This is a genomic window from Stenotrophomonas sp. Y6 (genome assembly GCF_022436665.1).
In the GTDB taxonomy this organism is placed as follows: Bacteria; Pseudomonadota; Gammaproteobacteria; order Xanthomonadales; family Xanthomonadaceae; genus Stenotrophomonas; species Stenotrophomonas acidaminiphila_A.
Genome location: NZ_JAKUKB010000011.1, coordinates 121,048 through 143,525, shown reverse-complemented (window position 1 = coordinate 143,525; position 22,478 = coordinate 121,048). Strand labels below are relative to the sequence as shown.

Here is a 22,478-nt window from a genome sequence, read left to right as displayed (position 1 = left end):
GGGCGGGGCTCGGGCCGGTCTGGATCAGGTGGACAACGGCACCGCGCGCAGCAGCGCGGCGATCACGTCGTCGGCGCTCTTCTGCTCGGCCTCGGCGGCGAAGGACAGCAGCAGGCGGTGGCGCATCACCGGCGCGGCCAGTGCCTGCACGTCCTCGCGGGTGGCGGCGAAGCGCCCATGCAGCAGCGCGCGCGCCTTGGACGCCAGCACCAGCGACTGCCCGGCGCGCGGGCCGGCGCCCCATTTGATCCAGTTGTTCACTTCGGCCGGCGCGCCGTCGCCCGGGCGGCTGGCGCGCACCAGCCGGGTGATCCAGGTCAGCAGGTCGGCGCCGACATGCACGTCGCGCACCGCCGACTGCAGCGCCAGCACCGCGTCGGCATCCATCACCTTGGGCACCGCGCCGCCACCGCGGCCGGTGGTCTGCGCCAGGATGTCGCGCTCCTCGGCCTCGCTCGGGTAATCCACGCGCACGTGCAGCAGAAAGCGGTCCAGCTGCGCTTCCGGCAGCGGATAGGTGCCGGCCTGCTCGATCGGGTTCTGGGTGGCCAGCACGAAGAACGGCGCGGGCAACGCGTAGGTGGTGCCGGCGTAACTGACGGTGTGCTCCTGCATCGCCTCCAGCAGTGCGGCCTGGGTCTTGGGCGGGGTGCGGTTGAGCTCGTCGGCCAGCAGCAGGTTGGTGAACACCGGCCCGCGCTGGAAGCGGAATGCACGCTTGCCGGTGCCGTGGTCTTCCTCCAGCAGCTCGGTGCCGAGGATGTCGCTGGGCATCAGGTCGGGGGTGAACTGCACGCGCCGGAACTGCAGTTCCAGGGCCTGGCCGAGCGAGCGCACCAGCAGCGTCTTGCCCAGCCCGGGCGCGCCCTCGAGCAGGCAATGGCCGCCGGCGAGCAGGCCGATCAGCAGCTGCTCGACCACTTCCTGCTGGCCGACCACCGCCTGCGCCAGCGCGCCGCGCAGTTCGCCCAGGCGGGGCAGCAGGGAGTCGAGATCGTGGACGGGGGTGTTCATGCGGTCACCAATGGAGTCAGTGCGTCAGTGCGTACATCACGATGTTCACGCCGAACTTGGTGTTGTCTTCGGCCAGGAAGCGTTTGTTGCGCCAGTCGTAGTCCCATTCGCAGCCGTAGTCCTTGTTGCTGTAGAGCACGCCCAGGCGGCCGTCGATCTCGATGCCCTTCAGGTAGTCGTGCACCAGGTCGTCGCCCCAGCCGTTCAGTTCGAACGTGGTCGCCGGCGGGCCGTCGGGAAAGCGGAAGAAGCTGCGGTACAGCGGGTGAGTGTTGGGCAGCTTGGCCAGCGCGCCGGCGCCGAAGATGGCGCGCATCTGCGCCTCGAACGAAGTGGCGAACAGGCCGTCGATGTCGTGGTTGCAGTCGTCCACCAGCACGAAGCCGCCGTTGCGCACGTAGCGCTCGAAGTTGCGGCGCTCGTCCGGATTGAACTCGACCAGCTTGTGCCCGGCCAGGTAGCAGAACGGCGCGCGCAGCATCTTCGGGTCGGACAGCGCGATGACATGCTCGACAGGGTCGACGCGCAGCGTGGTGTAGTCGATCAGCGAGGTGATCAGGTTGGAAGGCATGCGCGCGTCCACGTCCCAGTCGCCGGAGTCGTACTTGAGCCGCGTGAACCAGAAATCGTAGCGGCTGGCCTGCGCGCGCGCCCTGCCGGGCAACGTGGCCGCCACCGCGCCGCCGAGCAGCAGGTGGAGGAATTGCGCACGCGTTAGCCGGGACGGTGACAAAGGCGGGAACATCTCGGGACAGGGCCCCCCTCCGGGTAAAGGGGGGCGCGGCGACAGCCGCGGGGGCGCTGGCAGGAGCGGGGCGCGGGGCCCCCGGTTTCGCGCCAGCGCGACCGGGGGCGGGCAAGGCCCGCGAAGCAGGCCTGCCTAGACCGCGTCGGACAGCGAGGTGAAGGTGAAATCGCGCAGCCGCATCGGCGGGATCATCATCACGAAACTGGACTCGTCGCCGGCCACGCGCACGGGCTTGCCCAGCTCGTCGATGTTGTTGAGCATGATCACCGGCGATTCGTTGAAGCGGAAATTCTTCACCGGGTGCTTGATCTGGCCGTTCTCGATGTAGAACGTGCCGTCGCGGGTCAGGCCGGTCAGCAGCACGGTCTGCGGGTCGACCAGGCGGATGTACCAGGTGCGGGTGAGCAGGATGCCCTTCTGCGTGCCCTTGACCAGCTCGGCGATCGACTTGCTGCCGCCGCTCATCAGCAGGTTGCCCGGCCGCGCATTGGCGGTCTTGCCCTGCTTCTGCGCCCAGTAGCGCGAGTAGTTCAGGTTGGCGACCTTGCCGTTCTCGATGATCGCCATGCGCTCGCGCGGCATGCCTTCGCCGTCCCACGGCAGCACCGGCGCGTCCGGGTGCCACGGGTCGGCGAACATGTTCACCTGCGGGTCGTAGACCTGCTCGCCGAGCTTGTTGCCGCCGCCCTTCCTGGACAGGAAGCTGCGGCCCTCGTCGGCCGAACGCGCGTCGAAGAAGTTCATCATGAAGCTGATCAGGCCGGCGGCCGCGGCCGGCTCCAGGATCACCGTGTACTTGCCCGGTTCCAGCGCCTTGGCTTCAGCCGATTCGATCGCCTTGCGCTTGGCGATCTCGATCTCCTGGTCGGCGTGGAAGTCGGCCGCGTCCTTCAGGTTGCGCCCGACCCAGCCCGAGCCGCGGCCGTCCTCGGTGCGCACCGTGCAGGTGTAGTCGAACGAGGTGGTGCGCTGGTAGCCGAAGTTGCCCTTGCTGTTGGCGATGGCGACGAAGCCGCGGCTGTCCTCGAGGAAGCCGGCGGCGACCAGGCCGTGGCCGCGGCACGGCGCGATGGAATCAGCGGCGACCTTGGCGCGGAACTCCGGGTCGATGGCGGCGGTGGACTCGCTGAAGGTCGGGCTCGGCCTGTAGTCCTGCCTGTCGATGATGGGCATGAACTCCGGGTTCTCCGGCGCCAGCCGCGCCAGATCCTCGGCGCGGCGCACCACGCGCTCCAGCGAGGCGTCGTCGAACTCATTGATCGAAGCGGTGCCCACGCGCTTGCCGAAGGCCACCTGCACGGCCAGCTCGGCGTTGGTGACCATGCCGCTGGTGGAGACGTTGTTCAGCGCGAAGCGGATGTTGCCGTCGATGGAGCCGGCCAGGGTCGCGGTGCATTCGTCGGCCTTGGACAGCGCGATGACCTTGTCCAGGATGGCCTTGGCCTGCTGTTCGGTGAAGATGCTCATTGCTCAGGAACTCCTTGGACGGTCAGCCGAGGCTGCGCGCGGTATTGATGACGTTGATGCCGTCGAAACGGGCGGTGGACGAGCCGTGCGACACCGCCGAGACCTGCCCCGGCTGGCCCTTGCCGTCGAAGAACGAACCGCCCAGGCGGTAGTCGCGCTCGTCGGCCACCGCGCTGCAGGCGTTCCAGAACTCCGGCGTGCGGATCTGGTAGGCCACGTCCTCGAGCATGCGGGTGATCTGGCCGTTCTTGATCTCGTAGAACAGCTGGCCACCGAACTGCGCGTTGTAGCGCTGCTGGTCGATCGAGAACGAGCCGTCGCCGATGATGTAGATGCCGTTCTCCACGTCCTTGATCAGGTCGGCCACGCTCAGCGGCGTCTTGCCCGGCGCCAGCGAAACGTTGGCCATGCGCTGGAACTGCACGCTCGACCACGAATCGGCGTAGCAGCAGCCGTCGGACTCGGTCTTGCCGAGGATGTGCGCCTGGTCGCGGATGGTCTGGTAGTCGACCAGCTTGCCCTCGCGGATCAGGTCCCACTTCTTGCACTTCACCCCTTCGTCGTCGTAACCGACCGCGCCGAGGCTGCCGGGCTGGGTCTTGTCGGCGAAGATGTCGACCTTGTCGCTGCCGTACTGGAAATGCTGTTCGCGCTTGTCCAGGGTGGCGAAGCTGGTGCCGGCGTAGTTGGCCTCGTAGCCGAGCACGCGGTCCAGTTCCAGCGGGTGGCCGACCGACTCGTGGATGGTCAGCCAGGTGTGCGACGGGTCCAGCACCAGGTCGTACTTGCCCGGCTTGACCGACGGCGCCTTGAGCTTCTCCTGCGCCTGGCGGGCGGCCGCGACCGCGTCTTCGCGCATGTCGTAGGACAGCCCGTAGTTGACCACGCCGTTGGGCGACACGAACTTCTGGCCGGCGTCGCCGTCCAGGTACTCGAAGCCCATGCCCATCGGCGAGGACAGGCCGTCGCGGGTGCGGAACTTGCCGGTGGACTTGTCGATGGCGGTCACCGACATCGGCGCCCAGATGCGGTGCACGTCCTGGTCGATGTAGGAGCCGTCGGTGGACGCGAAGTACTTCTGCTCGTTGACCAGGAACAGCATCGAGTTGACGAAGCTGGCGCCGGCGGCAAGCGCGGCGGCGTTGACCCCAAGCAGCAGGTCGGCCTTGTCCTTGATCGGCACCTCCATCGCGTTCTTGCGGATCGGCGTGCGCCAGCTCACCTCGCCGAAGCCCGGCGCCTTGGCGAACTGCACCGGCGCGGTCTGCACCCGGGCGTTGGCCTTGGCGATGGCGGCGGCCTGCTGCGCGGCCTTGACCACGCCGGCCGGGCTCAGGTCGTTGGTCGCGGCGAAGCCCCAGGCGCCGTTGGCGATCACGCGGATGCCGGCGCCGGTGGACTCGGTGTTGACCACGTTCTGCACCTTGTCCTCGCGGGTGATCACGAACTGGCGCAGGTAGCGGCCGATGCGCACGTCGCAGTAGCTGGCGCCGGCGGCGCGCGCCGCGTTCATGGCATCGTCGGCCAGGCGCTTCTTCAACGCCGGGTCGATCGCGGTGAGCAGTTGTTCGGCGGCGATCGCCTTGCCGAAGAACGACGGCACCAGCAGGCCGCCGGCGGTAAGCCCGGTCAGGGCGAGGAAGTCACGTCTTTGCAAGGCAGTTCTCCGGTTGCGGTACGGCAACGAACGACAGTGGCTCCGCGGTGCTCTGCGAACCGTTTGATTCTTGCGGGACGCGGCTGGCCGCGGTAGTGACTTTAGACATAGGAACCGGTACCGCCTTCACCGCTGTGGCCGCCGCCCCCGGCCCCCGCAGGCCTGGCGCGCCGGGGCTCAGCCCAGGCTGCGCGCGGTATTGATGATGTTGATGCCGTCGAAGCGGGTCGTCGCCGAACCGTGCGATACCGCCGAGACCTGGCCCGGCTGGCCCTTGCCGTCGAAGAACGAGCCGCCGAGCCGGAAATCGCGCGCATCGCAGATCGCCGAGCAGGCGTTCCAGAACTCCGGCGTGCGGATCTGGTAGGCCGCATCCTCGACCATGCCGGTGATCTCGCCGTTGCGGATCTGGTAGCAGAGCTGGCCGCCGAACTGCGCGTTGTAGCGCTGCTGGTCGATGGAATAGGAGCCACGGCCGTGGATGTAGATGCCGTTCTCCACGTCCTTGACCATCTGCGCCGGGGTCAGCGGCACCTTGCCCGGCGCCAGTGAGACATTGGCCATGCGCTGGAACTGCACGCTCTTCCACGAATCGGCATAGCTGCAGCCGTGCGAGGCGTTCTCGCCAAGGATATGCACCTCGTCGCGGGTGGCCTGGTAGTTGACCAGGATGCCGTCCTTCACCAGGTCCCAGCGCCGGCACTTCACGCCCTCGTCGTCGTAGCCCACCGCGCCCAGGCTGTAGGGCTCGGTCTTGTCGGCGGTGAAGTTGACGATGTCGCTGCCCCAGCGGAAGCCGGCCTCGCGCTTGTCCAGGGTGGCGAAGCTGGTGCCGGCGTAGTTGGCTTCGTAGCCGAGCACGCGGTCCAGCTCCAGCGGGTGGCCGACGTTCTCGTGGATGGTCAGGAACAGGTTGGACGGGTCCAGCACCAGGTCGTACTTGCCCGGCTTCACCGACGGCGCGGTCAGCTTCTGGCGCGCCTGCCTGGCCGCGGCGATGGCGTCCTCCACCGGGTCGTAGGAGTGGCCATAGCCGATCACGCCACCCGGCAGGTGGTACTTGCCGGCGGCGTCGCCGTCGAGGAACTCCCAGCCCATGCCGGCCGGCGCCGACAGCCCATTGCGGGTGCGGAACTTGCCGCTGGCCTTGTCGATCGCGGTGGCGGTGAACGGCAGCCAGATGCGGTGCACGTCCTGGTCGATCCACGAGCCGTCGCTGGAAGCGAAGTACTTCTGTTCGTTGACCAGGAACAGCTGCGAGTTGATGAAACTGGCGCCGGCGTTGAGCGCGGCGGCGTTCACCGCCAGCAGCAGCTCCACCTTGTCCTTGACCGGCACCGCCATCGCGTTGCGGCGGATCGGCGTCTGCCAGCGCACCTCGCCCACCCCGGGGGTGGGCGCCAGCTGCACCGGCCGGGTCTGGATCTTCGCATTGGCACGGGCGATCGCCAGTGCCTGCGCCACTGCCGCGGCCACGCCCTGTTCGCTGGACTGGTTGCTGGCGGCGAAGCCCCAGGCGCCGTCGACGATCACCCGGATGCCGACGCCCGCCGACTCGCTGTTGGTGACGTTCTGGACCTTGTCCTCGCGGGTGATGATGGCCTGGTTGAGGTAGCGGCCGATGCGCACGTCGCAATAGCTGGCGCCGCCCCTGCGCGCCAGTGCCAGCACGCTGTCGGCCAGTGCCTTCTTGCGCGCCACGTCGGCCGGCGCGAGCAGTTCCTCGGCGGCGATCAGGCGCGCATTGGGCAACATCATGCCGGCGAGGCCGAGGCCGGAAAGCGCGAGGAACTGGCGGCGTTGCATGCGGGACTCCCTGGGTGATGCGATGCGGGCGCACCGCGCGTAACCACCGAATCTCGGCCGCGACACGGTGCGCGCACAAGTGACCATGGTCATGCGCGGCGTCGATGCGCGCTCCGGCACAATCGCCCGGGTCCCCTGCCCGCCGCTGCCGCGATGACCGCCAAACCCCATGCCGCGTCCTGCGACCGCAACCGCGAGCCGATCCTCGCGGTGCTGCGCCGCCACCTGGGCGAGGCCCGCAACGTGCTGGAGATCGGCAGCGGCAGCGGCCAGCACGCGGTGTATTTCGCCGCGGCCATGCCGTGGCTGCGCTGGCAGGCCAGCGACCACCGCGACCACCTGCCGGGCATCGGCCTGTGGCTGGACGAGGCCGCGCTGGCCAATACCCCGGCCGCGCTGGAACTGCAGGCGGTGGCCGGCGCCGGGCTGCAGCCGGCACCGGCGCTGCCGGTGGCCGCCGGCGTGGCCGGTTTCGATGCGGTGTTCACCGCCAACACGCTGCACATCATGGGCTGGGAGCAGGTGCAGGCACTGTTCGCCGGGTTGCCCGCGCTGATGGCGCCCGGCGCGCGGTTCATCGCCTATGGGCCGTTCAACTACGGTGGCGGCTTCAGCAGCGACAGCAACCGCGTCTTCGACGGCTGGCTGAAGGCGCGCGACCCGCGTTCGGGCATCCGCGATTTCGAAGCGGTCGACGCGCTGGCGCGCGCGCACGGGCTGCAGCTGCTCGAGGACGCGGCGATGCCGGCCAACAACCGCACCCTGGTGTGGCAGCAGGCACCGCTGCGGAACGGCTAGGATGCGGAAACTTCAACACGGGGCAGGGGAACGGATGTACGCGCACAAGTGGTGGTTGGCGATGGTGCTGGGGCTGGCGCCGCTGGCGTGCGCGCACGCGCAGGGCGGCCAGGCGCGGCAGGCGGCGATGCAGGTGCAGGCAAGCTACCCGGGCGTGATCGAGCTGGAGGTGGATGCCAGCGACCTGGAACGGCGCATCCAGCGCGTGCGCCAGCGCATTCCGGTGTCGCCCGGTCCGTTGACCCTGTGGTACCCGCAGTGGATACCCGGCAACCATGCGCCGACCGGGCCGATCAACCAGATGGCCGGGCTGGTGATCCGCGGCAATGGCCAGCCGCTGCCGTGGACCCGCGACTCCGGCGACATGTACGCCTTCCGGCTGCAGGTGCCGGAAGGCGTGGACGCGCTCGACGTCCAGTTCCAGTACCTGTCGCCCACCGCCGCCGACCAGGGCCGGGTGGCGATGACGCCCAACCTGCTCGACCTGCAGTGGCACCGCGTGGTGCTGTACCCGGCCGGTTTCGATGCGCGCGGCATCCAGGTCAAGCCGGCCCTGCGCCTGCCCGAGGGCTGGAGCAGCGGCACTGCGCTGGACGTGACCCGGCGCGACGGCGCGGTCGAGCATTACGCGCCGGTGTCGCTGATGACCCTGATCGATTCGCCGGTATTCGCCGGGCGCTGGTTCAGGCGCTTCGCGCTGGACGACAAGGCCGCCCGGCCGGTGTGGCTGGACGTGGTCGCCGAGAACCCGCAGGGCCTGCAGGCCGAGCCGAAGGTGCTCGATGCGCACCGCGCGCTGGTGCACGAAGCGGACAAGGTGTTCGGCGCGCGCCCGTACACGCGCTACGACTTCCTGCTGGCGGTGTCGGACGTGTTCAGCGGCATCGGCCTGGAGCATGCGCAGTCCAGCGAGAACGGCATGCACGACGGCTACCTGCGCGGCGAGCGTCCCTACACCGACAACGACCTGCTGCCGCACGAATACGCACATGCGTGGATCGGCAAGGCGTGGCGGCCGCGCCCGACTTGGGTGCCGCACTACAACGCGCCCATGCACAACGACGAGCTGTGGATGTACGAAGGCCAGACCCAGTACTGGGCGGTAGTGCTGGCCGCGCGTTCGGGCCTGTGGGCGCCGGACTACGCCATGGCGATGCTGGCGCAGTTGCAGGCCAACTACGCCACCCAGCCCGGGCGGCAGTGGCGCGACCTGCACGACACCGTCCACCAGGGCATCGTCGATTTCAATTCCAGGCCGCAGGCATGGGCCGACTGGCAGCGCGCCTTCGAGTTCTACAACGAGAGCACGCTGCTGTGGCTGGGCGTGGACGCGCGGTTGCGCACCCTGTCCAAGGGCAGGGTGGCGCTGGACGACTTCGCCCGCCGCTTCCACCAGGGCGGTGCGCAGGGCGAGATCCGCCTGTACGACCGCAGCGACGTGATGCAGGCGCTGGAAGCGCTGCAGCCCGGCGCGTGGGACGCCTTCATCGGCCAGCGCCTGGAGGCGCGTGACGGCAGCGCGCCGGACGGCCTGGAAGCCGCGGGCTGGGAGCTGTACTACAGCGAGACCGCGAACCCAGTGATCGCCGACGGCGAGGCCGGTGGCCTGGTTGACCTGCAGTACTCGCTGGGGCTGAAGGCCGGCAGCGACGGCGTGCTGCAATGGGTGGGCTGGGACAGCCCGGCATTCAAGGCCGGGCTGGCGAAAGACGCCACCGTGGTGGCGGTCAACGGCCTGGCCTACACCGGCGCGCGCCTGAAGCAGGCGGTGAGTGATGCGAAGGGCGGCTCCCCGGTCGAACTGATCGTGCGCCAGGCCGACAGCTTCCGCACGGTGCGCATCGACTACCGCGACGGCCTGCGCTACCCGCACCTGCGCCGCATCGCCGGCCGCACCGACCTGCTGACGAAGATTCTTGCGCCGCGGCGCTGATGGCGTTGGCCCGGTTGCGCGGCGCGCGCGCCGAAGCGCTGCGCGTCGCGGTCAATCGTCCGGCGCCATCTGCGCCAGGCGCGCGGCGGCGTGGCGCAGGCCCTCGAAGACCGGGGTGGCGACCCGATCCGGGAAGTCGGCCGGCAGCGTTGCCTCAACCGTCTGGATGGCCGGCTCGACGCGCTCCAGCAGGTCACCGATCCACGGTTCGGCGCCGTTGGCGACACCACAGACACGTGCGGTCTGGTTCCAGTGCCTGCGACGGATGTGCAGGAGCTGGCGATGCCGGTTCCGGCCACTCACCGCCATTGCCAGCGCCGCCTTGTGCGGGGAAAGATGGTTCGGCCCGTTGCCGAAGATCGGATACGTCGAGATGACGTCGTAGATCGGCGTCAGCCGGAAGCGTCCCGCCGCCTCGATGTGGAGACTGAAATTCTTGGCGTGCCCGTCGGTGGCGGCCAGCATCCAGAACAGCAGCTGGGTCTTGAAGAAGGTGGCACGGTCCTGCGGCTGTTCCGATTGGCGCAGCAGTTCCATGATCGGCACGATGCCCGGGCCGCCGTCGCTTTCGTACTTGCGCGAGGAGGGCAGGCCGAAGGCCTGGCACATGTCCTCCTGCGGCAACCGCAGCCACCCGCGGCCGTTGCGGGCAAGCCGGCGGTCGAAGCGCTCCACGATCAAGGCGCGCTGGTCGCCGAACCGGCCGATCGAGGTGGTGGCGACAGGCATGCCGAACGCCGCCAGCAGCTGCATGCACAGCCACTCGTTCTCCACCGATGCGTGCATGTCGGCCCGCATGTTGCCGACCAGCCCCATCGGTAACTTGAAGATGTGCGTGCTGGGCGTGCTGCCGGTGGGAACGCACCAGCGGTCGTGATGGCGCAGGAAGGCGGTCTTTTCCTGCGCGCCGGCAATGGAGATGCGGAACTCGTCATCCACGTGCCGGCCCGGCAGCACGCCGCTGGTGACCGCCTGCAGACGGTCCGCCACCTGGGCATCGCTCAACGGCGTGCAATCGATACGGTGGATGTCTTCCGGCACCACGCCGGGAGGAAGCAGCTGCACGGCGCCCACGCAGTCGCGGCCGATTTCCTGCAGCAGGTCGAACGTGCCCGATGTGCGGATGCCGAAGCGGTCGCGGATGCGGTTGCGGATGGCGCTGTTGTCGGGCAGCAGGTTGTCGAAGTAGTCCGTGACCCGCGGGCCGTGGTGGCTTTCACCGGCCGGCAGCAGCGGCAACGACAGCGACAACGGGCGCGGCTGTTCGGATTCCAGCCACGTGGGGAGATAGGTGAGCCGTGCCCCGGTGCGTGCGCCCTCCTGCCACGAAGCGACTTCCAGGCCGTTCATCCAGACCCGCAGTTCGCCCATGGCTCACCACTCCAGGCCGGTGTCTGGCGTTTCCTGCCCACGTGGTTGCAGCGAGACCTCCACACCGAGCTCGGCCCATACCCGCATCAGCCGCTCGAAGGTGGCCGCCTCGGGCTCGCGCTCCAGCGCGGTGATGGCTTGCCGGGAAATACCGAGGCGCTCGCCCAACTGGGCCTGGCTGAGCCCGGCCTGCCTGCGGAATGCCCGCATCAACGGGCCCAGCTGATGGGCGGCACGGATGGCGTGGCGTTTGTCGGTCATGGCAGGCGCCCCCGGGGACGAACGGTGGGGGCAACATATGCCTTGCCTCCAAGGAAGGCAAGCGATAGGTTTCATTTGCGTTATGCAACCCATAGATTGCATAACGCAATCGCAAGGCTTGGGTTGCCTTGCGCGGTCAAGCCGCCTGCACGATATGCAGCGCCTTCGGGTTGCGCCACGTCGCCAGCAGCGCCGCTTCGCGTGCCTTGGCTTCGTGCAGGTGCGCTTCCTTGACGTGGCCGTAGCCGCGGATGTGCTCGGGAATGCTGGCGATCTCCACTGCCAGCGCCAGCCGGCGCGCGTCCAGCGAACCCAGCAGTTCGTGCAGGGTCTGCTCGTAATCGGCGATCAGCTGGCGTTCGCCGCGGCGCTCGGCGGTATGGCCGAAGACGTCGAAGCGGCCGCCGCGCAGGAATTTCAGCTTGGCCAGCAGGCCGAAGGCCCTGAACATCCACGGCCCGTATTCCTTCTTCTGCAGGCGGCCGTGTTCGTCGCGCTTGGCCAGCAGCGGCGGTGCCAGGTGGAAACGCACCTGGTAGTCGCCCTCGAACTGCTGTGCCACGCGCTTGAGGAAATCGCCGCGGGTGTACAGGCGGGCCACCTCGTATTCGTCCTTGTAGGCCATCAGCTTGAAGAAGTAGCGCGCCACCGCCTCGGTCAGCGCGGTGCTGCCCGGCGCCACGCGCTGCTCGGCCTGGCGCACCGCGTCCACCAGCTGGCGGTAGCGGTTGGCGTAGGCCGCATCCTGGTAATCGACGAGGAACCCGCTGCGGCGCGCGATCAGTTCGTCCAGCGAGCGCGACAGGCGGGTGTCGTCCAGGGTCGCGAACGGGGCATCGCCGGGGTGCGGGTCGCTGGCGGGCAGGCCGCGGACTTCCGGCTCGTTGCCCGGGTTGCGTGGCGCCGACGGCGCGCCGGCCTCGCTGCCTTCCCACTCGCCCGGCGGCAGCTCGCGCAGCGTGCCCGGGGTGCGCTCGGCTTCGGTGGGTGCGTTGCGTACCAGCCCGGCGGCCTGCTGCACCGCCTGCGGGTCGATCGCGGCCAGGCGGCCCCAGGCGAAGGCGCGCTGGTTCATCTCGATGGCGGCGCCGTTGAGTTCGATCGCGCGCATCAGCGCTTCCAGCGACAGCGGCACCAGCCCCTGCTGCCAAGCGAAGCCGAGGATGAACAGGTTCGAGGCGATGGCGTCGCCCAGCAGCGCGGTGGCCAGCTGGGTGGCGTCGAGCAGGATCGGGTCGCGTCCGCCCAGCGCCACCTTCACCCCGGCGATGATGTCGGCGGCCGGGAACTGCATGTCCGGGTGGGTGGTGAAGGTGCCGGGCATCGCTTCGTAGGTGTTGAGCACCACCTGCGAGCGTTCGCCGCGCACCTTGGACAGCGCCCAGTAGTCGTTGACCACCACCATGTCGCAGCCCAGCACCAGGTCGGCCTCGCCGGCGGCGATGCGCACGGCGTGGATGTCCGCTGGCGCGCGCGCGATGCGGATGTGGGTGGTGACCGCGCCGCCCTTCTGCGCCAGCCCGGTCTGGTCGAGCACGGTCGCGCCCTTGCCCTCCAGGTGCCCGGCCATGCCCAGCAGCGCGCCGATGGTGACCACGCCGGTGCCGCCGACGCCGGTGATCAGGATGTTCCACGGCTGCGACAGGTCGCTGCGGAACACCGGCTCGGGCAGGTTGTCGAGCAGGCTGGCCGCATCGCTCTTCCTGCCCTTGCGCAGCTGGCCGCCATGGATGGTGACGAAGCTCGGGCAGAAGCCGGTGGTGCAGGAGAAATCCTTGTTGCAGTTGGACTGGTCGATGTCGCGCTTGCGCCCGAACTCGGTTTCCTTCGGCAGCACCGACACGCAGAAGCTCTTTTCGCCGCAGTCGCCGCAACCCTCGCAGACCAGCGAGTTGATCATCGTGCGCTTGGGCGGATCGACCAGCTTGCCGCGCTTGCGGCGGCGGCGCTTCTCGGTGGCGCAGGTCTGTTCGTAGATCAGGATGCTGGTGCCCTTCACTGTGCGCAGGTGCTTCTGCACCGCGTCCAGTTCGGCGCGGTCATGGAACTCGACGTCGTGCGGGAACTCGTGCCGGCGCAGCTTCCACTTGGCGATGTCGTCGGACAGCAGCACGATGGTGTGCACGCCCTCGGCGCGCATCTGCTGGGCGATCTGCGGCACGCTGAGGGTGCCGTCCACCGGCTGCCCGCCGGTCATCGCCACCGCGTCGTTGTAGAGGATCTTGTAGGTGATGTTGACGCCGGCGGCGATCGCCTGGCGGATCGCCAGCGAGCCGCTGTGGAAATAGGTGCCGTCGCCCAGGTTCTGGAACACGTGCGGGGTGTCGGTGAACGCCGCCTGCCCGGCCCAGGTGACGCCTTCGCCGCCCATGTGGGTGAAGGTGTCGGTGTCGCGGTCCATCCACGTCACCATGTAGTGGCAGCCGATGCCGGCCATCGCACGCGAGCCTTCCGGCACGTTGGTGGAGGTGTTGTGCGGACAGCCGGAGCAGTAGTGCGGAACGCGCGGGAACTGCGCCCGCGGCAACGCCATCTCCGCTTCCTTCTCGTCCATCCAGCGCAGCCGCTGTTCGATCGATTCGGTGTTGAAGAAACGCTGGATGCGGCGGCCGATGACACCGGCGATGGTCGCCGGGGTGAGTTCGCCGGTGGACGGCAGGATCCACTCGCCCTGTTCGTCGTACTTGCCGACGATGGACGGGCGCGCACCCCAGGCGGCGGGCCAGTTGTAGAAGTACTCCTTCATCTGCCGCTCGATGAAGGCCTTCTTCTCCTCCACCACGACGATGTCTTCGAGCCCGCGCGCGAACGCGGCGATGCCCTGCGGTTCCAGCGGCCAGGTCATGCCGACCTTGTAGACGCGGATGCCGATGTCGGCGCAGGCCTTCTCGTCCAGGCCCAGGTACTCCAGCGCCTGCAGCACATCCAGGTAGCTCTTGCCGGTGGTGACGATGCCCAGCCGCGCGCGCGGCGAATCCATCACCACCCTGTCGATGCCGTTGGCGCGGGCGAAGGCCTGCGCGGCCTTCACCGCGTAGCGGTGCAGGCGCATTTCCTGCTCCAGCGGCGGGTCCGGCCAGCGGATGTTGAGCCCGGCCGGCGGCATCTCGAAGTCTTCCGGCAGCACGATGCGGCGCGCGAACGGGTCGACGTCCACCGAGGCCGAGGATTCCACCGTCTCGGCGATGGTCTTGAAGCCGATCCAGCGCCCGGTGTAGCGGCTCATCGCCCAGCCGACCAGGCCCAGGTCGAGGATGTCCTGCACCCCGGCCGGGTTGAGCACCGGCATCATCGCGCTGACGAATTCGTCCTCGCTGCCGTGCGGCAGGGTCGAGCTGCGGCAGGCATGGTCGTCGGCGGCCAGCGCCAGCACGCCGCCGTGCCTGGAAGTGCCGGCGGCGTTGGCGTGCTTGAACACGTCGCCGCAGCGGTCCACGCCCGGCCCCTTGCCGTACCACATGCCGAACACGCCATCGACGTTGGCGCCGGGAAACAGATTGGCCTGCTGGGTACCCCAGACCATGGTGGCGCCCAGGTCCTCGTTGAGCCCGGGTACGAACTTCACCTTCGCCGCGTCCAGGTGCCGGCGCGCGCGCCACAGCTCCAGGTCGAAGCCGCCCAGCGGCGAGCCGCGGTAGCCGCTGACGAAGCCGCCGGTGTTCAGCCCCGCCGCGGTGTCGCGCTGCTGCTGCATCAGCGGCAGCCGCACCAGCGCCTGCACGCCGCTCAGGTAGATGCGCCCGTCGGTGCGGGTGTACTTGTGCTCGAGCGTGTAATCGCGGTCGCGCACCCCGGTCAGCGGCGTGTTGGCGGAGGCGGGGGAGGTGAGTTCGGCGGTACTGGTCATGGCTGGCCCATTGCAGGAACGGCTGGCGTCGGCTGCCGCGCCAGGGCGGCGCGCACGCGGCCGGCGATTGTAACAGCGCGGGTTTTGGCGCCCTGCCGGGCACCCGGGCCGTACCCGGCGGCGCGTCCACGGCCGCACCGGGGCGGGGGCCCGGGGTCGCGGAGTGCCCGCCGAGCGGTTAGGATCGGACCTTGCTGGAACATGAATGATGGGGATTGAAACATGCAGGTGATAAGGGGCGTGGCCGGTGGCCTGATGCTGCTGGCCGGCCTGTTCTGTTCGACGGCGTGGGCACAGGGGATGCCGAAAATCGCCGAGTTCTATTTCGATGACGACGCCGCCGCGCGGCCGGTGCAGGCGCTGCCGCCGGAGCAGCCGGACCTGGTGGAGCAGCTGATGAAGCTGCGCGAGCGCGGCCGCAAGGGCGTGGAAGCCACGGTGCAGCTGGCCGCCATCGCCTACGCCGAGAGCCGCGTGGAACTGGGCGACAAGCTCTACCAGGAAGCCCTGGCCGCCGTCTCGGAGAACTCCTCGCAGGCCCGGGGGATCCGCTGGAACCAGGGCTGGAGCCTGTATCGCCACGGCAACGCCGAAGGGGCGCTGCAGCAGTGGAGCGCCGCCGCCCAGGCCGCGCGCGGCAACGGTGCCTGGGTGCCGCCGACGCTGGCGCTGGCGCTGTGGACGCTGGGACGCCGCGACGAAGCCGTGCAGTGGTATGCAGCGGCGGTACGTACCGAGCCGCAGCTGTGGAACGACCCGTCGCGCTTGGCGCAGCTGCTGCCGGCATGGAAGGACGAGGAACGGGCGCGCCTGGCCGAGGTGCAGCAGGCCTGGGCCGCCAATCCGCCGGCCTGGCCCTGAGCCAGGCCGTGAGGGTACGCGGCGCCGGCGCGATGTCGCCCCGTTCCCCGTCCCTCGAATGGCCCGGCGTCCCTGCCATTGCAGGAGGCCCAGGGGCCGGCGCGAGGGTGGTTGGATCGACCAGGGAGTGGGGCGATGAGATACACGATGGCGTTGTGGTTCCTGCCGGTCCTGCTGGCAGCCTATGTGGCGGACATCCGGCCGGAGTTCACCCAGTCGTTCGTGGACGCCAACCGCGGGCTGGACGATGACGCATGGTCGGCGGCGTATTCGCCGCAGATGGGGCTGTTGGCGGTCGGCCGCGCGTCGGGGCGGCTGGAACTGTGGGACGCGCGCAGGAAGGATGCGCGCATCGCGCTGCAGGCCCATGAACTGCGTACCCAGGACATCACTTTCGGTCCTGCCGACGGGATCGTGATCAGCCGCTCCAGCAGCGGCAACGTCGAAGCCGGCGACATTGTCCAGCACGAGAACGGACCGAAGGTCTGGGACGCCCGCAGCGGCGAACTGCTGCATGCCTTCCGCGAAGGGCACTGGAAGCCCGGCGCGGCCTCGGCCACGCCGCTGCGTGGCCTGTACCTGCTGGCCAGCGGCGACGAGCTGTACCTCTATGACCATGCCCGGCGCGCGCTGGCCGGTGCGCCGTTGCGGCTGCCGGGCGACGGCGGCGTGACCTGCCTGGACTGGGACGAGGCCTCGGGCCTGATCGTCGCCGGCACCGACAAGGGCGTGGTACTGCGGTTGCGCCTGCTGCGCGACGCGGCCATCCCGCGGCTGGAGATCATGGATCGCCATGCCCCTTCCGGCCGGGGGCCACGCAACGACATGCTGGCGGTGATGCTGCTCGACAAGGGCACCCGGCTGGTGACGGTGCAGCGCTCACCCGCGCGGGCGAAGGTGCTGCAGCACGATGTGCCGCCGCTGTACCGCGGCCTGCAGCACGAGACCGTGCGCTGGAACCTGGCCGGCTGGCAGCGCGAACATGTCTATTCCAGTTCGCTGGTCGGCGTGCACCAGGCCGGCTTCACCTGTGGCGAGGACTGGCTGGTACTGGCCGGCGTCGCCGGTGGCAACGCGCGTATGGAGGGCAAGATCGAACTGCTGGATGTGCGCGGTGGCGTGGCCTGGCTCTACCGCGCCAATACCACCCACGCCACCGGCGTGCTGCTGCCGTCGGCGCGCGAGGCGTTGCTGCTGCAGCATGGTCGCGCCACGCGCGTGAGGTATCTGGACCAGGCCCAATCGGTGCCCTGGTCGCCGCCGCGCTGAGCACGGCCGCCTTTACTCCGCTGGAACCGTGCGCCCGCGTGCCCAGTCGCGCAACGCCTGCACCTGCTCGGCCATCAGTACCGACAGCGGCCGCGTGCTGCTGATCTCGGCCATCAGCAGGTCGGTGTCCAGCGGCCTGCGTTCGGCATGCGCCGCATACAGGCCGGCGACCACCGCCTGTTCGATCTCGGCGCCGGAAAAGCCCTCGGCGGCGGCGGCCAGCGCGGGCAGGGCGAAGCTCCCGACGTCGAGTCCGCGCTTGCCCAGGTGCAGGCGCAGCAGCTCCACCCGGGTGTCGGGCGTGGGCAGGTCGACGAAGAAGATCTCGTCGAAGCGGCCCTTGCGCAGCAGTTCGGCCGGCAGCTCGTGCACCTGGTTGGCGGTGGCGACGATGAACACCGGCGCCTTGCGCTCGGCCATCCAGGTCAGCAGGTAGCCGAGCACCCGGCGCGAGACGCCGCCGTCCTCGCCGCTGCTGGCCAAGCCCTTCTCGACTTCGTCGATCCACAGCACGCACGGCGCCAGCTGCTCGGCCGAGGCCAGCGCATCGCGCAGGTTCTTCTCGGTCTCGCCGTGGTACTTGTTGTACAGCGTGGCGAAATCCAGCCGCAGCAGCGGCACGCCGAAGCCGGCGGCGGTGGCCTTGGCCAGCATCGACTTGCCGCAGCCCTGCACGCCCAGCAGCAGCATGCCGCGCGGTGGGTCCAGCCCGGGCGGCGCGTCGCCGGCCACGAACACCGCCCTGCGCTGTTCGATCCAGCGCTTGAGCCGGGTGGCGCCGGCCACGTCGCCGAAGCGCGCGCTGTCGTATTCGTAGTGCAGGTGGCCGCTGCGGTTGAGCAGTTCGAACTTCAGCCTGGCCAGTTGCGGCAGGTCGTCGGCGCGCAGTGCGCCGTCGGCGTAGATCAGCTGGCGGGCGATGCGGCGCGCGTCAGGCAGGCTCAGCCCCTGCAGGTTGCGCAGGATCTGACGCACCGCGTCCTGGTCCACTTCCACGCGGCGGCCGCCGTTGTCGCCGGCGTAGGCGGCCGCTTCCTCGCGCAGCATCTTCAGCAGTGCGTTGGCGTCGGGCAGGCGCGGATTGAAGCGGGTGGCCAGCGCTTCAAGCTCGGCCGGCAGTTCGACCTTGGTGCCGACCAGCACCAGTACGTGCGGCTGGCTGTGCCGGCGCTGCACGATGTCGCGCAGCAGGCGCTGGTGGCTGGCGTAGCCCAGGTACGGGTGGAAATCGAGCAGCAGGTAGATGCCGCGCTGCTCCGCCTCCTGGATCATCCGCAGCGCCGAGCTGGCGTCGGGCGGCCCGACGGCGTCGTCCTCGCGGTCCATGTCGATACGGCGCAGGCCTTCGGTGATCGACCAGCGGTACAGCGCCCGCCACACGTGCATCAGCGCCTGCCGGAACAGGTCCACCACGCGGGCCTCGTCCGCGGTCTCGATGACGATCAGCGGGGTATTGGCGCGGATCAGCGCGGTCAGGTCCTGCAGTTCGCTCATGGTGGCTCCGGTGTGGGCCGCCACGATAGCAAAGCCTCCCGTCCCGGCAGGGGTGTCCTCACGCGCCGACTACCGCGGCCGTCGCGCGCCGGTGTACGCTGCGGGCAGTCCCGCGCAAAACGAGGCGTGCATGAAGACGATCCTGGTGGCCGGTTCCAAGGGCGGGGTGGGCAAGAGCACCATCGCCACGCACCTGGCCGCGCATGCGGCGCTGCAGGGCAGGGCGACGGTGATCGCCGATGCCGACCCGCAGGGCTCCAGCACGCGCTGGGCGGAGCGCCGCGCCGGCCTGGACAGTGCCGTGCTGCCGGTGGACGTCCAGCGCAGGAAGGGCTGGCAGAAACACATTCCCGATGGCGCCGAAGAGGTGATCATCGATGCCCCGGCCGGTGCGCTCGCGGACGATCTCGAACATTTCCTGGACGTGGCCGACGCGGTGGTGGTGCCGGTGTTGCCGTCGGCGCTGGACATCGAGGCCATCGTCGGGTTCCTGAACAGTCTGGCCAGGGTCAAGCGCGTGCACTCGCGCGCGCTGCCGGTGGGGCTGGTGCTCAACCGCACCAAGCCGTGGACGCAGACCTCGCAGCAGGCGCGGCAGATGCTGGCGCAGTGGCCCTACGAGGTGGTCGCGCAGCTGCGTGACAGCCAGAGCTACGTGGTCATGGTCGGCCTGGGCCGCAGCCTGTTCGACTATCACTCCGCCCAGGTCCGCGAGCACCAGCAGGACTGGGAGCCGCTTCTGCAATGGTTGAACAAGGTCTGACCCGGAGCTAATGAACCCTCATGCGTGAACTGATCCTGCTGCGACATGCCCATGCCGAGCCGGCCGACAATGGCCTGGCCGATATCGACCGCCCGCTTTCCCCGCATGGCCTGGCCGAGGCCGAGGCGGCCGGTCGCTGGCTGCTGGAGCAGCGGCTGGTGCCGGACCGGGTGCTGTGCTCGCCGGCACGGCGCGCGCGCGAGACGCTGGAGGCGGTGCTGTCGCTGACCGGCTACGTCGAGCAGCGCCTGGAGGAGCGGATCTACGACGCCACCCCCGGCACCCTGGCCGGGCTGGTGGACGAGCACCGCGAGGTCGAGCGCCTGCTGCTGGTCGGCCACAACCCCGGCCTGGAGCGGCTGGTGGCGCTGATGCACAGCGGCCAGTCCGGCGACTACCGCGGCATGCCCACCGCGTCGGTGGCGGTGCTGTCGCTGCCGATGGCCGCGGCCATCGAGCCGGGCATCGCCCGTCTGGCCGCATTCTGGTGGCCGTGAGCCGATGATCCGGTTCCGTCGTCCGTACCGGTGCAGCCCCCGCGCCTGGCCACGCTGCGTGCCCGGCGGCACAGGCCGGAAGCCGGCTGGGCGTGCGTGCATGGCCGCCCGCTGGCCCGGGGCCGTGGACAGGGACTGAACACATGCGGTGGGTGCGTTGCGGACTGCTGCTGAGCTGGCTGGCGGCGACGGGCACGGCGGCCGCGGCGCAGCCGCTGCAGTTCGATACCGACCACTCGCGCTTCGGCTTCGAGATCCGCACCCGCTTCGGGCAGCGGATCGAGGGCCAGTTCCCGCGTTTCGATGGCTGGATCACGGTGCTGCCCGATGGCCGCCACCAGGTGCGCCTGCGCATGTTCACCCAGTACGTCGAGATTCCCGGCAAGCCGCGCTACACCGGCTGGATGCGCGGCGAGGAATTCTTCGACGCGCAGCGGCACCCGCTGGTCGAGTTCGAGTCCGATCCCTACGAACCGGACATCGTCGAGCGCGGCGGCAGCGTGCAGGGGCGGCTGACCATCCGTGGTATCAGCCGGCGCGAGGTGCTGCGCCTGGAGGCGCCGGAATGCGCCCGCCCGGGCTATGATTGCGACCTGGTAAGCCGGGGTACCGTGCAGCGCGGTCGTTACGGCATGGACAGCTGGCAGTTCGCCCTCGGTGACCGTGTGACCTTCATATTGCGTACGCGCCTGCTGGGCGCTTCCCGGCCGTGAACCTACTGCTGCGACTGGTGCTGCTTGGCGCGGCCGTGCTGGCCGGCGGTTGCGCGTCGCTGTCGCCGCAGCAGCGCGACCGTGCGCAGGGCATCGCCGTGTCCGCCCGCCCCACCGCGCTGGACTGCGCCCGCGCCGATCGCTGCGCGCTGGATTCGCCGCTGCGCGCGCTTGGCGCCCAGGCCATGGCCGACTCCGCCGCCGCCGGCGCGCCGCGGCACTACGCCACGATCCTCGACGAGGGCGAGCTGTCGTTGGTGGCGCGGCTGAACCTGATCCACAGCGCCGCCCGCAGCATCGACCTGCAGACCTATATCTTCGATACCGACGACAGCGCGCGCATGATCATCGACGCGCTGCTGGACGCCGCCCGCCGCGGGGTCCGGGTGCGGGTGCTGATCGACCAGCTCTCGGCGATATCGGACGTGCAGATGCTCGCCGCGCTGTCCGGCGCGCACGCCAACTTCGAGCTGCGCATCTACAACCCCACGTTCGGCAAGGCCAAGCTCAACTACTTCGATTACGCCGGCAGCGTGCTGTGCTGCTTCCGCCGCTTCAACCAGCGCATGCACAACAAGCTGCTGGTGGTGGACGGGGTGGTCGGCGTGGTCGGCGGCCGCAACTACCAGGACGACTATTACGACTGGGACCGCGAGTACAACTTCCGCGACCGCGACGTGGTGGTGGCCGGGCCCGAGGCGCGCGAGATGGCCGCCAACTTCCAGTCCTTCTGGGACGCGCCGCGCAGCGTGCCGGCCGAGCGCCTGAACGATGTCGGCCGCACCCTGCTGCGGCATGGCGTGCCGGACATGCCGGCGGCGCATTTCATGCGCCCGGAGCGGGTGGCGCGCGCCGCGGCGGAGGCGGCCGACCCGGCGTTCGTCACCGAGGCGTTCGTCGATACCGCGCTGCCGGTGCGCGCGGTGGCCTATGTCGCCGACCTGCCGCGCAAGCACCGCCGCGACCCGCTGCCCAACCCCAGCGAACCGCGACTGGACACGTTGATCTCCGGCGCCCGGTCCGAAGTCCTGCTGCAGACGCCGTACCTGGTGCTGTCCGAACCGGCGCAGCAGCTTTTCAAGGACCTGCGCGCGCGCCCGCAACCACCGCGGGTGGTGGTGTCGACCAACAGCCTGGCAGCGACCGACAACCCGATCGTCTATGCGATGGCCTACAAGTACAAGCGCCGCAACCTGCGCGTGCTGGGCTTCGACATCTACGAGTACAAGCCGTTCCCGCTGGATCCGCCGGTGGCCCCGGACAACCTGCTGTCCTCGGCACTGGACGGGACCGGGGTGCCACCGCCGCCGCACCGCCTGATCGGGGCGAGCGCGGCCGGCAGCAACGTGCGCGGCAGCGGTTCCGGGCGCCGCGCCGGCGCCGACGGCAGCGAGGTCGAGCGCGAGGTGCTGCGCACCGAGACCCGGCCCTCGTTCCTCGGCAGCAAGGCGGCCAACCGCCCGCTGCCGGTCACCCGCCGCGGCGCGCGCATGGGCCTGCATGCCAAGTCGCTGGTGGTGGACCGCCGCATCGGCGTGGTCGGTACCCACAACTTCGACCCGCGCAGCGAGAACTACAACACCGAAGGCGCGGTGATCATCGACGACCCGGTGTTCGCCGAGCGGCTGGCGCAGAGCATCCTGCGCGACATCGCGCCGGACAATGCCTGGGTGGTGGCGCCGCGCGAGAAGGCGCCGGTGCTGTCGGGCCTGAACTACAGCCTGGGCAAGGCCTCCGAGGCACTGCCCGTGCTCGACGTGTGGCCGTGGCGCTACGCCACCAACTACGCCTTCCAGCCCGGGCCGGAGTGCCCGCTGCCGCTGTCGCGGCACGACCCGGATTTCCGCCGCTGCTACGTGCCGGTGGGCGACTTCCCCGAGGTCGACGTCGGCCCCAAGTGGTTGCTGGTGCGCATGCTGACCGCGTTCGGCGCGGGGCTGGTACCCATCCTGTAGCGCGCACACGGGGCGTGGACGTGG

General features: G+C 69.6%; 17 protein-coding genes. 8 read left to right on the top strand and 9 right to left on the bottom strand.

Annotated features, from left to right (window positions below; genetic code table 11):
• Window positions 1-24: 24 nt before the first annotated feature.
• The 5 genes from MKP15_RS14480 to MKP15_RS14460 all read right to left on the bottom strand — a co-directional run bounded on the left by MKP15_RS14480 (window position 25) and on the right by MKP15_RS14460 (window position 6,692).
• Window positions 25-1,014, bottom strand: a complete 990-nt coding sequence (locus MKP15_RS14480) for a MoxR family ATPase (RefSeq protein WP_104937665.1) — start codon at window positions 1,012-1,014, stop codon at window positions 25-27.
• 16 nt (window positions 1,015-1,030) lie between these two features.
• Window positions 1,031-1,705 (bottom strand): DUF4159 domain-containing protein, encoded by a 675-nt coding sequence (locus MKP15_RS14475; protein ID WP_313233404.1) that lies wholly within the window; start codon window positions 1,703-1,705, stop codon window positions 1,031-1,033.
• Window positions 1,706-1,894: 189 nt separating this feature from the next.
• Window positions 1,895-3,229 (bottom strand): TldD/PmbA family protein, encoded by a 1,335-nt coding sequence (locus MKP15_RS14470; RefSeq protein ID WP_240213187.1) that lies wholly within the window; start codon window positions 3,227-3,229, stop codon window positions 1,895-1,897.
• A 22-nt stretch (window positions 3,230-3,251) separates the two neighbouring features.
• On the bottom strand, window positions 3,252-4,886 hold the full coding sequence (locus tag MKP15_RS14465) for a TldD/PmbA family protein (RefSeq protein WP_104937668.1): 1,635 nt from the start codon (window positions 4,884-4,886) through the stop codon (window positions 3,252-3,254).
• A gap of 177 nt (window positions 4,887-5,063) precedes the next feature.
• On the bottom strand, window positions 5,064-6,692 hold the full coding sequence (locus MKP15_RS14460; protein WP_240213186.1) for a TldD/PmbA family protein: 1,629 nt from the start codon (window positions 6,690-6,692) through the stop codon (window positions 5,064-5,066).
• 153 nt (window positions 6,693-6,845) lie between these two features.
• On the opposite strand from MKP15_RS14460, the gene MKP15_RS14455 reads away from it, so the two are divergent.
• Both MKP15_RS14455 and MKP15_RS14450 read left to right on the top strand, forming a co-directional pair.
• A complete protein-coding gene (locus MKP15_RS14455) occupies window positions 6,846-7,490 on the top strand; it encodes a DUF938 domain-containing protein (protein ID WP_104937670.1) in 645 nt (214 codons plus the stop codon).
• Window positions 7,491-7,524: 34 nt separating this feature from the next.
• Window positions 7,525-9,423, top strand: a complete 1,899-nt coding sequence (locus tag MKP15_RS14450) for a peptidase M61 (protein WP_240213185.1) — start codon at window positions 7,525-7,527, stop codon at window positions 9,421-9,423.
• 51 nt (window positions 9,424-9,474) lie between these two features.
• Here MKP15_RS14450 and MKP15_RS14445 read toward each other — a convergent pair whose 3' ends face one another.
• From MKP15_RS14445 to MKP15_RS14435, 3 genes are all read right to left on the bottom strand, one after another.
• Window positions 9,475-10,794 (bottom strand): type II toxin-antitoxin system HipA family toxin, encoded by a 1,320-nt coding sequence (locus MKP15_RS14445; protein ID WP_240213184.1) that lies wholly within the window; start codon window positions 10,792-10,794, stop codon window positions 9,475-9,477.
• Between the two features lie 3 nt (window positions 10,795-10,797).
• Window positions 10,798-11,055 (bottom strand): helix-turn-helix transcriptional regulator, encoded by a 258-nt coding sequence (locus MKP15_RS14440; protein ID WP_104940062.1) that lies wholly within the window; start codon window positions 11,053-11,055, stop codon window positions 10,798-10,800.
• Window positions 11,056-11,191: 136 nt separating this feature from the next.
• Complete coding sequence (locus MKP15_RS14435) at window positions 11,192-14,902, bottom strand: indolepyruvate ferredoxin oxidoreductase family protein (RefSeq protein ID WP_240213183.1); 3,711 nt, start codon at window positions 14,900-14,902, stop codon at window positions 11,192-11,194.
• A 222-nt stretch (window positions 14,903-15,124) separates the two neighbouring features.
• On the opposite strand from MKP15_RS14435, the gene MKP15_RS14430 reads away from it, so the two are divergent.
• Window positions 15,125-15,763, top strand: a complete 639-nt coding sequence (locus tag MKP15_RS14430; RefSeq protein ID WP_240213182.1) for a tetratricopeptide repeat protein — start codon at window positions 15,125-15,127, stop codon at window positions 15,761-15,763.
• 135 nt (window positions 15,764-15,898) lie between these two features.
• Window positions 15,899-17,032, top strand: a complete 1,134-nt coding sequence (locus tag MKP15_RS14425; RefSeq protein WP_240213181.1) for a hypothetical protein — start codon at window positions 15,899-15,901, stop codon at window positions 17,030-17,032.
• Window positions 17,033-17,044: 12 nt separating this feature from the next.
• On the opposite strand, the gene MKP15_RS14420 is transcribed toward MKP15_RS14425, so the two are convergent.
• Window positions 17,045-18,526, bottom strand: a complete 1,482-nt coding sequence (locus MKP15_RS14420) for an AAA family ATPase (protein WP_240213180.1) — start codon at window positions 18,524-18,526, stop codon at window positions 17,045-17,047.
• Between the two features lie 130 nt (window positions 18,527-18,656).
• On the opposite strand from MKP15_RS14420, the gene MKP15_RS14415 reads away from it, so the two are divergent.
• The 4 genes from MKP15_RS14415 to MKP15_RS14400 all read left to right on the top strand — a co-directional run bounded on the left by MKP15_RS14415 (window position 18,657) and on the right by MKP15_RS14400 (window position 22,454).
• Window positions 18,657-19,289: a ParA family protein gene (locus MKP15_RS14415; protein ID WP_104937676.1), complete on the top strand. Its 633-nt coding sequence runs from the start codon at window positions 18,657-18,659 to the stop codon at window positions 19,287-19,289.
• Between the two features lie 20 nt (window positions 19,290-19,309).
• Complete coding sequence (locus tag MKP15_RS14410; protein ID WP_104937677.1) at window positions 19,310-19,786, top strand: histidine phosphatase family protein; 477 nt, start codon at window positions 19,310-19,312, stop codon at window positions 19,784-19,786.
• Window positions 19,787-19,929: 143 nt separating this feature from the next.
• Window positions 19,930-20,499, top strand: coding sequence for a YceI family protein (locus MKP15_RS14405; RefSeq protein ID WP_161615002.1), 570 nt, complete (start codon window positions 19,930-19,932; stop codon window positions 20,497-20,499).
• Entirely contained in the window at window positions 20,496-22,454 is a 1,959-nt protein-coding gene (locus tag MKP15_RS14400) for a phospholipase D family protein (protein ID WP_240213179.1), read from the top strand. The genes MKP15_RS14405 and MKP15_RS14400 overlap by 4 nt, the downstream gene beginning before the upstream one ends.
• The last annotated feature ends 24 nt before the right edge of the window (window positions 22,455-22,478 follow it).

What these genes read in the sequence shown, in the direction of transcription:
- MKP15_RS14480 (WP_104937665.1), bottom strand. Translation starts at nt 1,014, where the DNA reads ATGAACACCCCCGTCCACGATCTCGACTCCCTGCTGCCCCGCCTGGGC.
- MKP15_RS14410 (WP_104937677.1), top strand. Translation starts at nt 19,310, where the DNA reads ATGCGTGAACTGATCCTGCTGCGACATGCCCATGCCGAGCCGGCCGAC.
- MKP15_RS14405 (WP_161615002.1), top strand. Translation starts at nt 19,930, where the DNA reads ATGCGGTGGGTGCGTTGCGGACTGCTGCTGAGCTGGCTGGCGGCGACG.
- MKP15_RS14455 (WP_104937670.1), top strand. Translation starts at nt 6,846, where the DNA reads ATGACCGCCAAACCCCATGCCGCGTCCTGCGACCGCAACCGCGAGCCG.
- MKP15_RS14445 (WP_240213184.1), bottom strand. Translation starts at nt 10,794, where the DNA reads ATGGGCGAACTGCGGGTCTGGATGAACGGCCTGGAAGTCGCTTCGTGG.
- MKP15_RS14440 (WP_104940062.1), bottom strand. Translation starts at nt 11,055, where the DNA reads ATGACCGACAAACGCCACGCCATCCGTGCCGCCCATCAGCTGGGCCCG.
- MKP15_RS14425 (WP_240213181.1), top strand. Translation starts at nt 15,899, where the DNA reads ATGAGATACACGATGGCGTTGTGGTTCCTGCCGGTCCTGCTGGCAGCC.
- MKP15_RS14470 (WP_240213187.1), bottom strand. Translation starts at nt 3,229, where the DNA reads ATGAGCATCTTCACCGAACAGCAGGCCAAGGCCATCCTGGACAAGGTC.
- MKP15_RS14460 (WP_240213186.1), bottom strand. Translation starts at nt 6,692, where the DNA reads ATGCAACGCCGCCAGTTCCTCGCGCTTTCCGGCCTCGGCCTCGCCGGC.
- MKP15_RS14420 (WP_240213180.1), bottom strand. Translation starts at nt 18,526, where the DNA reads ATGAGCGAACTGCAGGACCTGACCGCGCTGATCCGCGCCAATACCCCG.
- MKP15_RS14435 (WP_240213183.1), bottom strand. Translation starts at nt 14,902, where the DNA reads ATGACCAGTACCGCCGAACTCACCTCCCCCGCCTCCGCCAACACGCCG.
- MKP15_RS14450 (WP_240213185.1), top strand. Translation starts at nt 7,525, where the DNA reads ATGTACGCGCACAAGTGGTGGTTGGCGATGGTGCTGGGGCTGGCGCCG.
- MKP15_RS14415 (WP_104937676.1), top strand. Translation starts at nt 18,657, where the DNA reads ATGAAGACGATCCTGGTGGCCGGTTCCAAGGGCGGGGTGGGCAAGAGC.
- MKP15_RS14430 (WP_240213182.1), top strand. Translation starts at nt 15,125, where the DNA reads ATGCAGGTGATAAGGGGCGTGGCCGGTGGCCTGATGCTGCTGGCCGGC.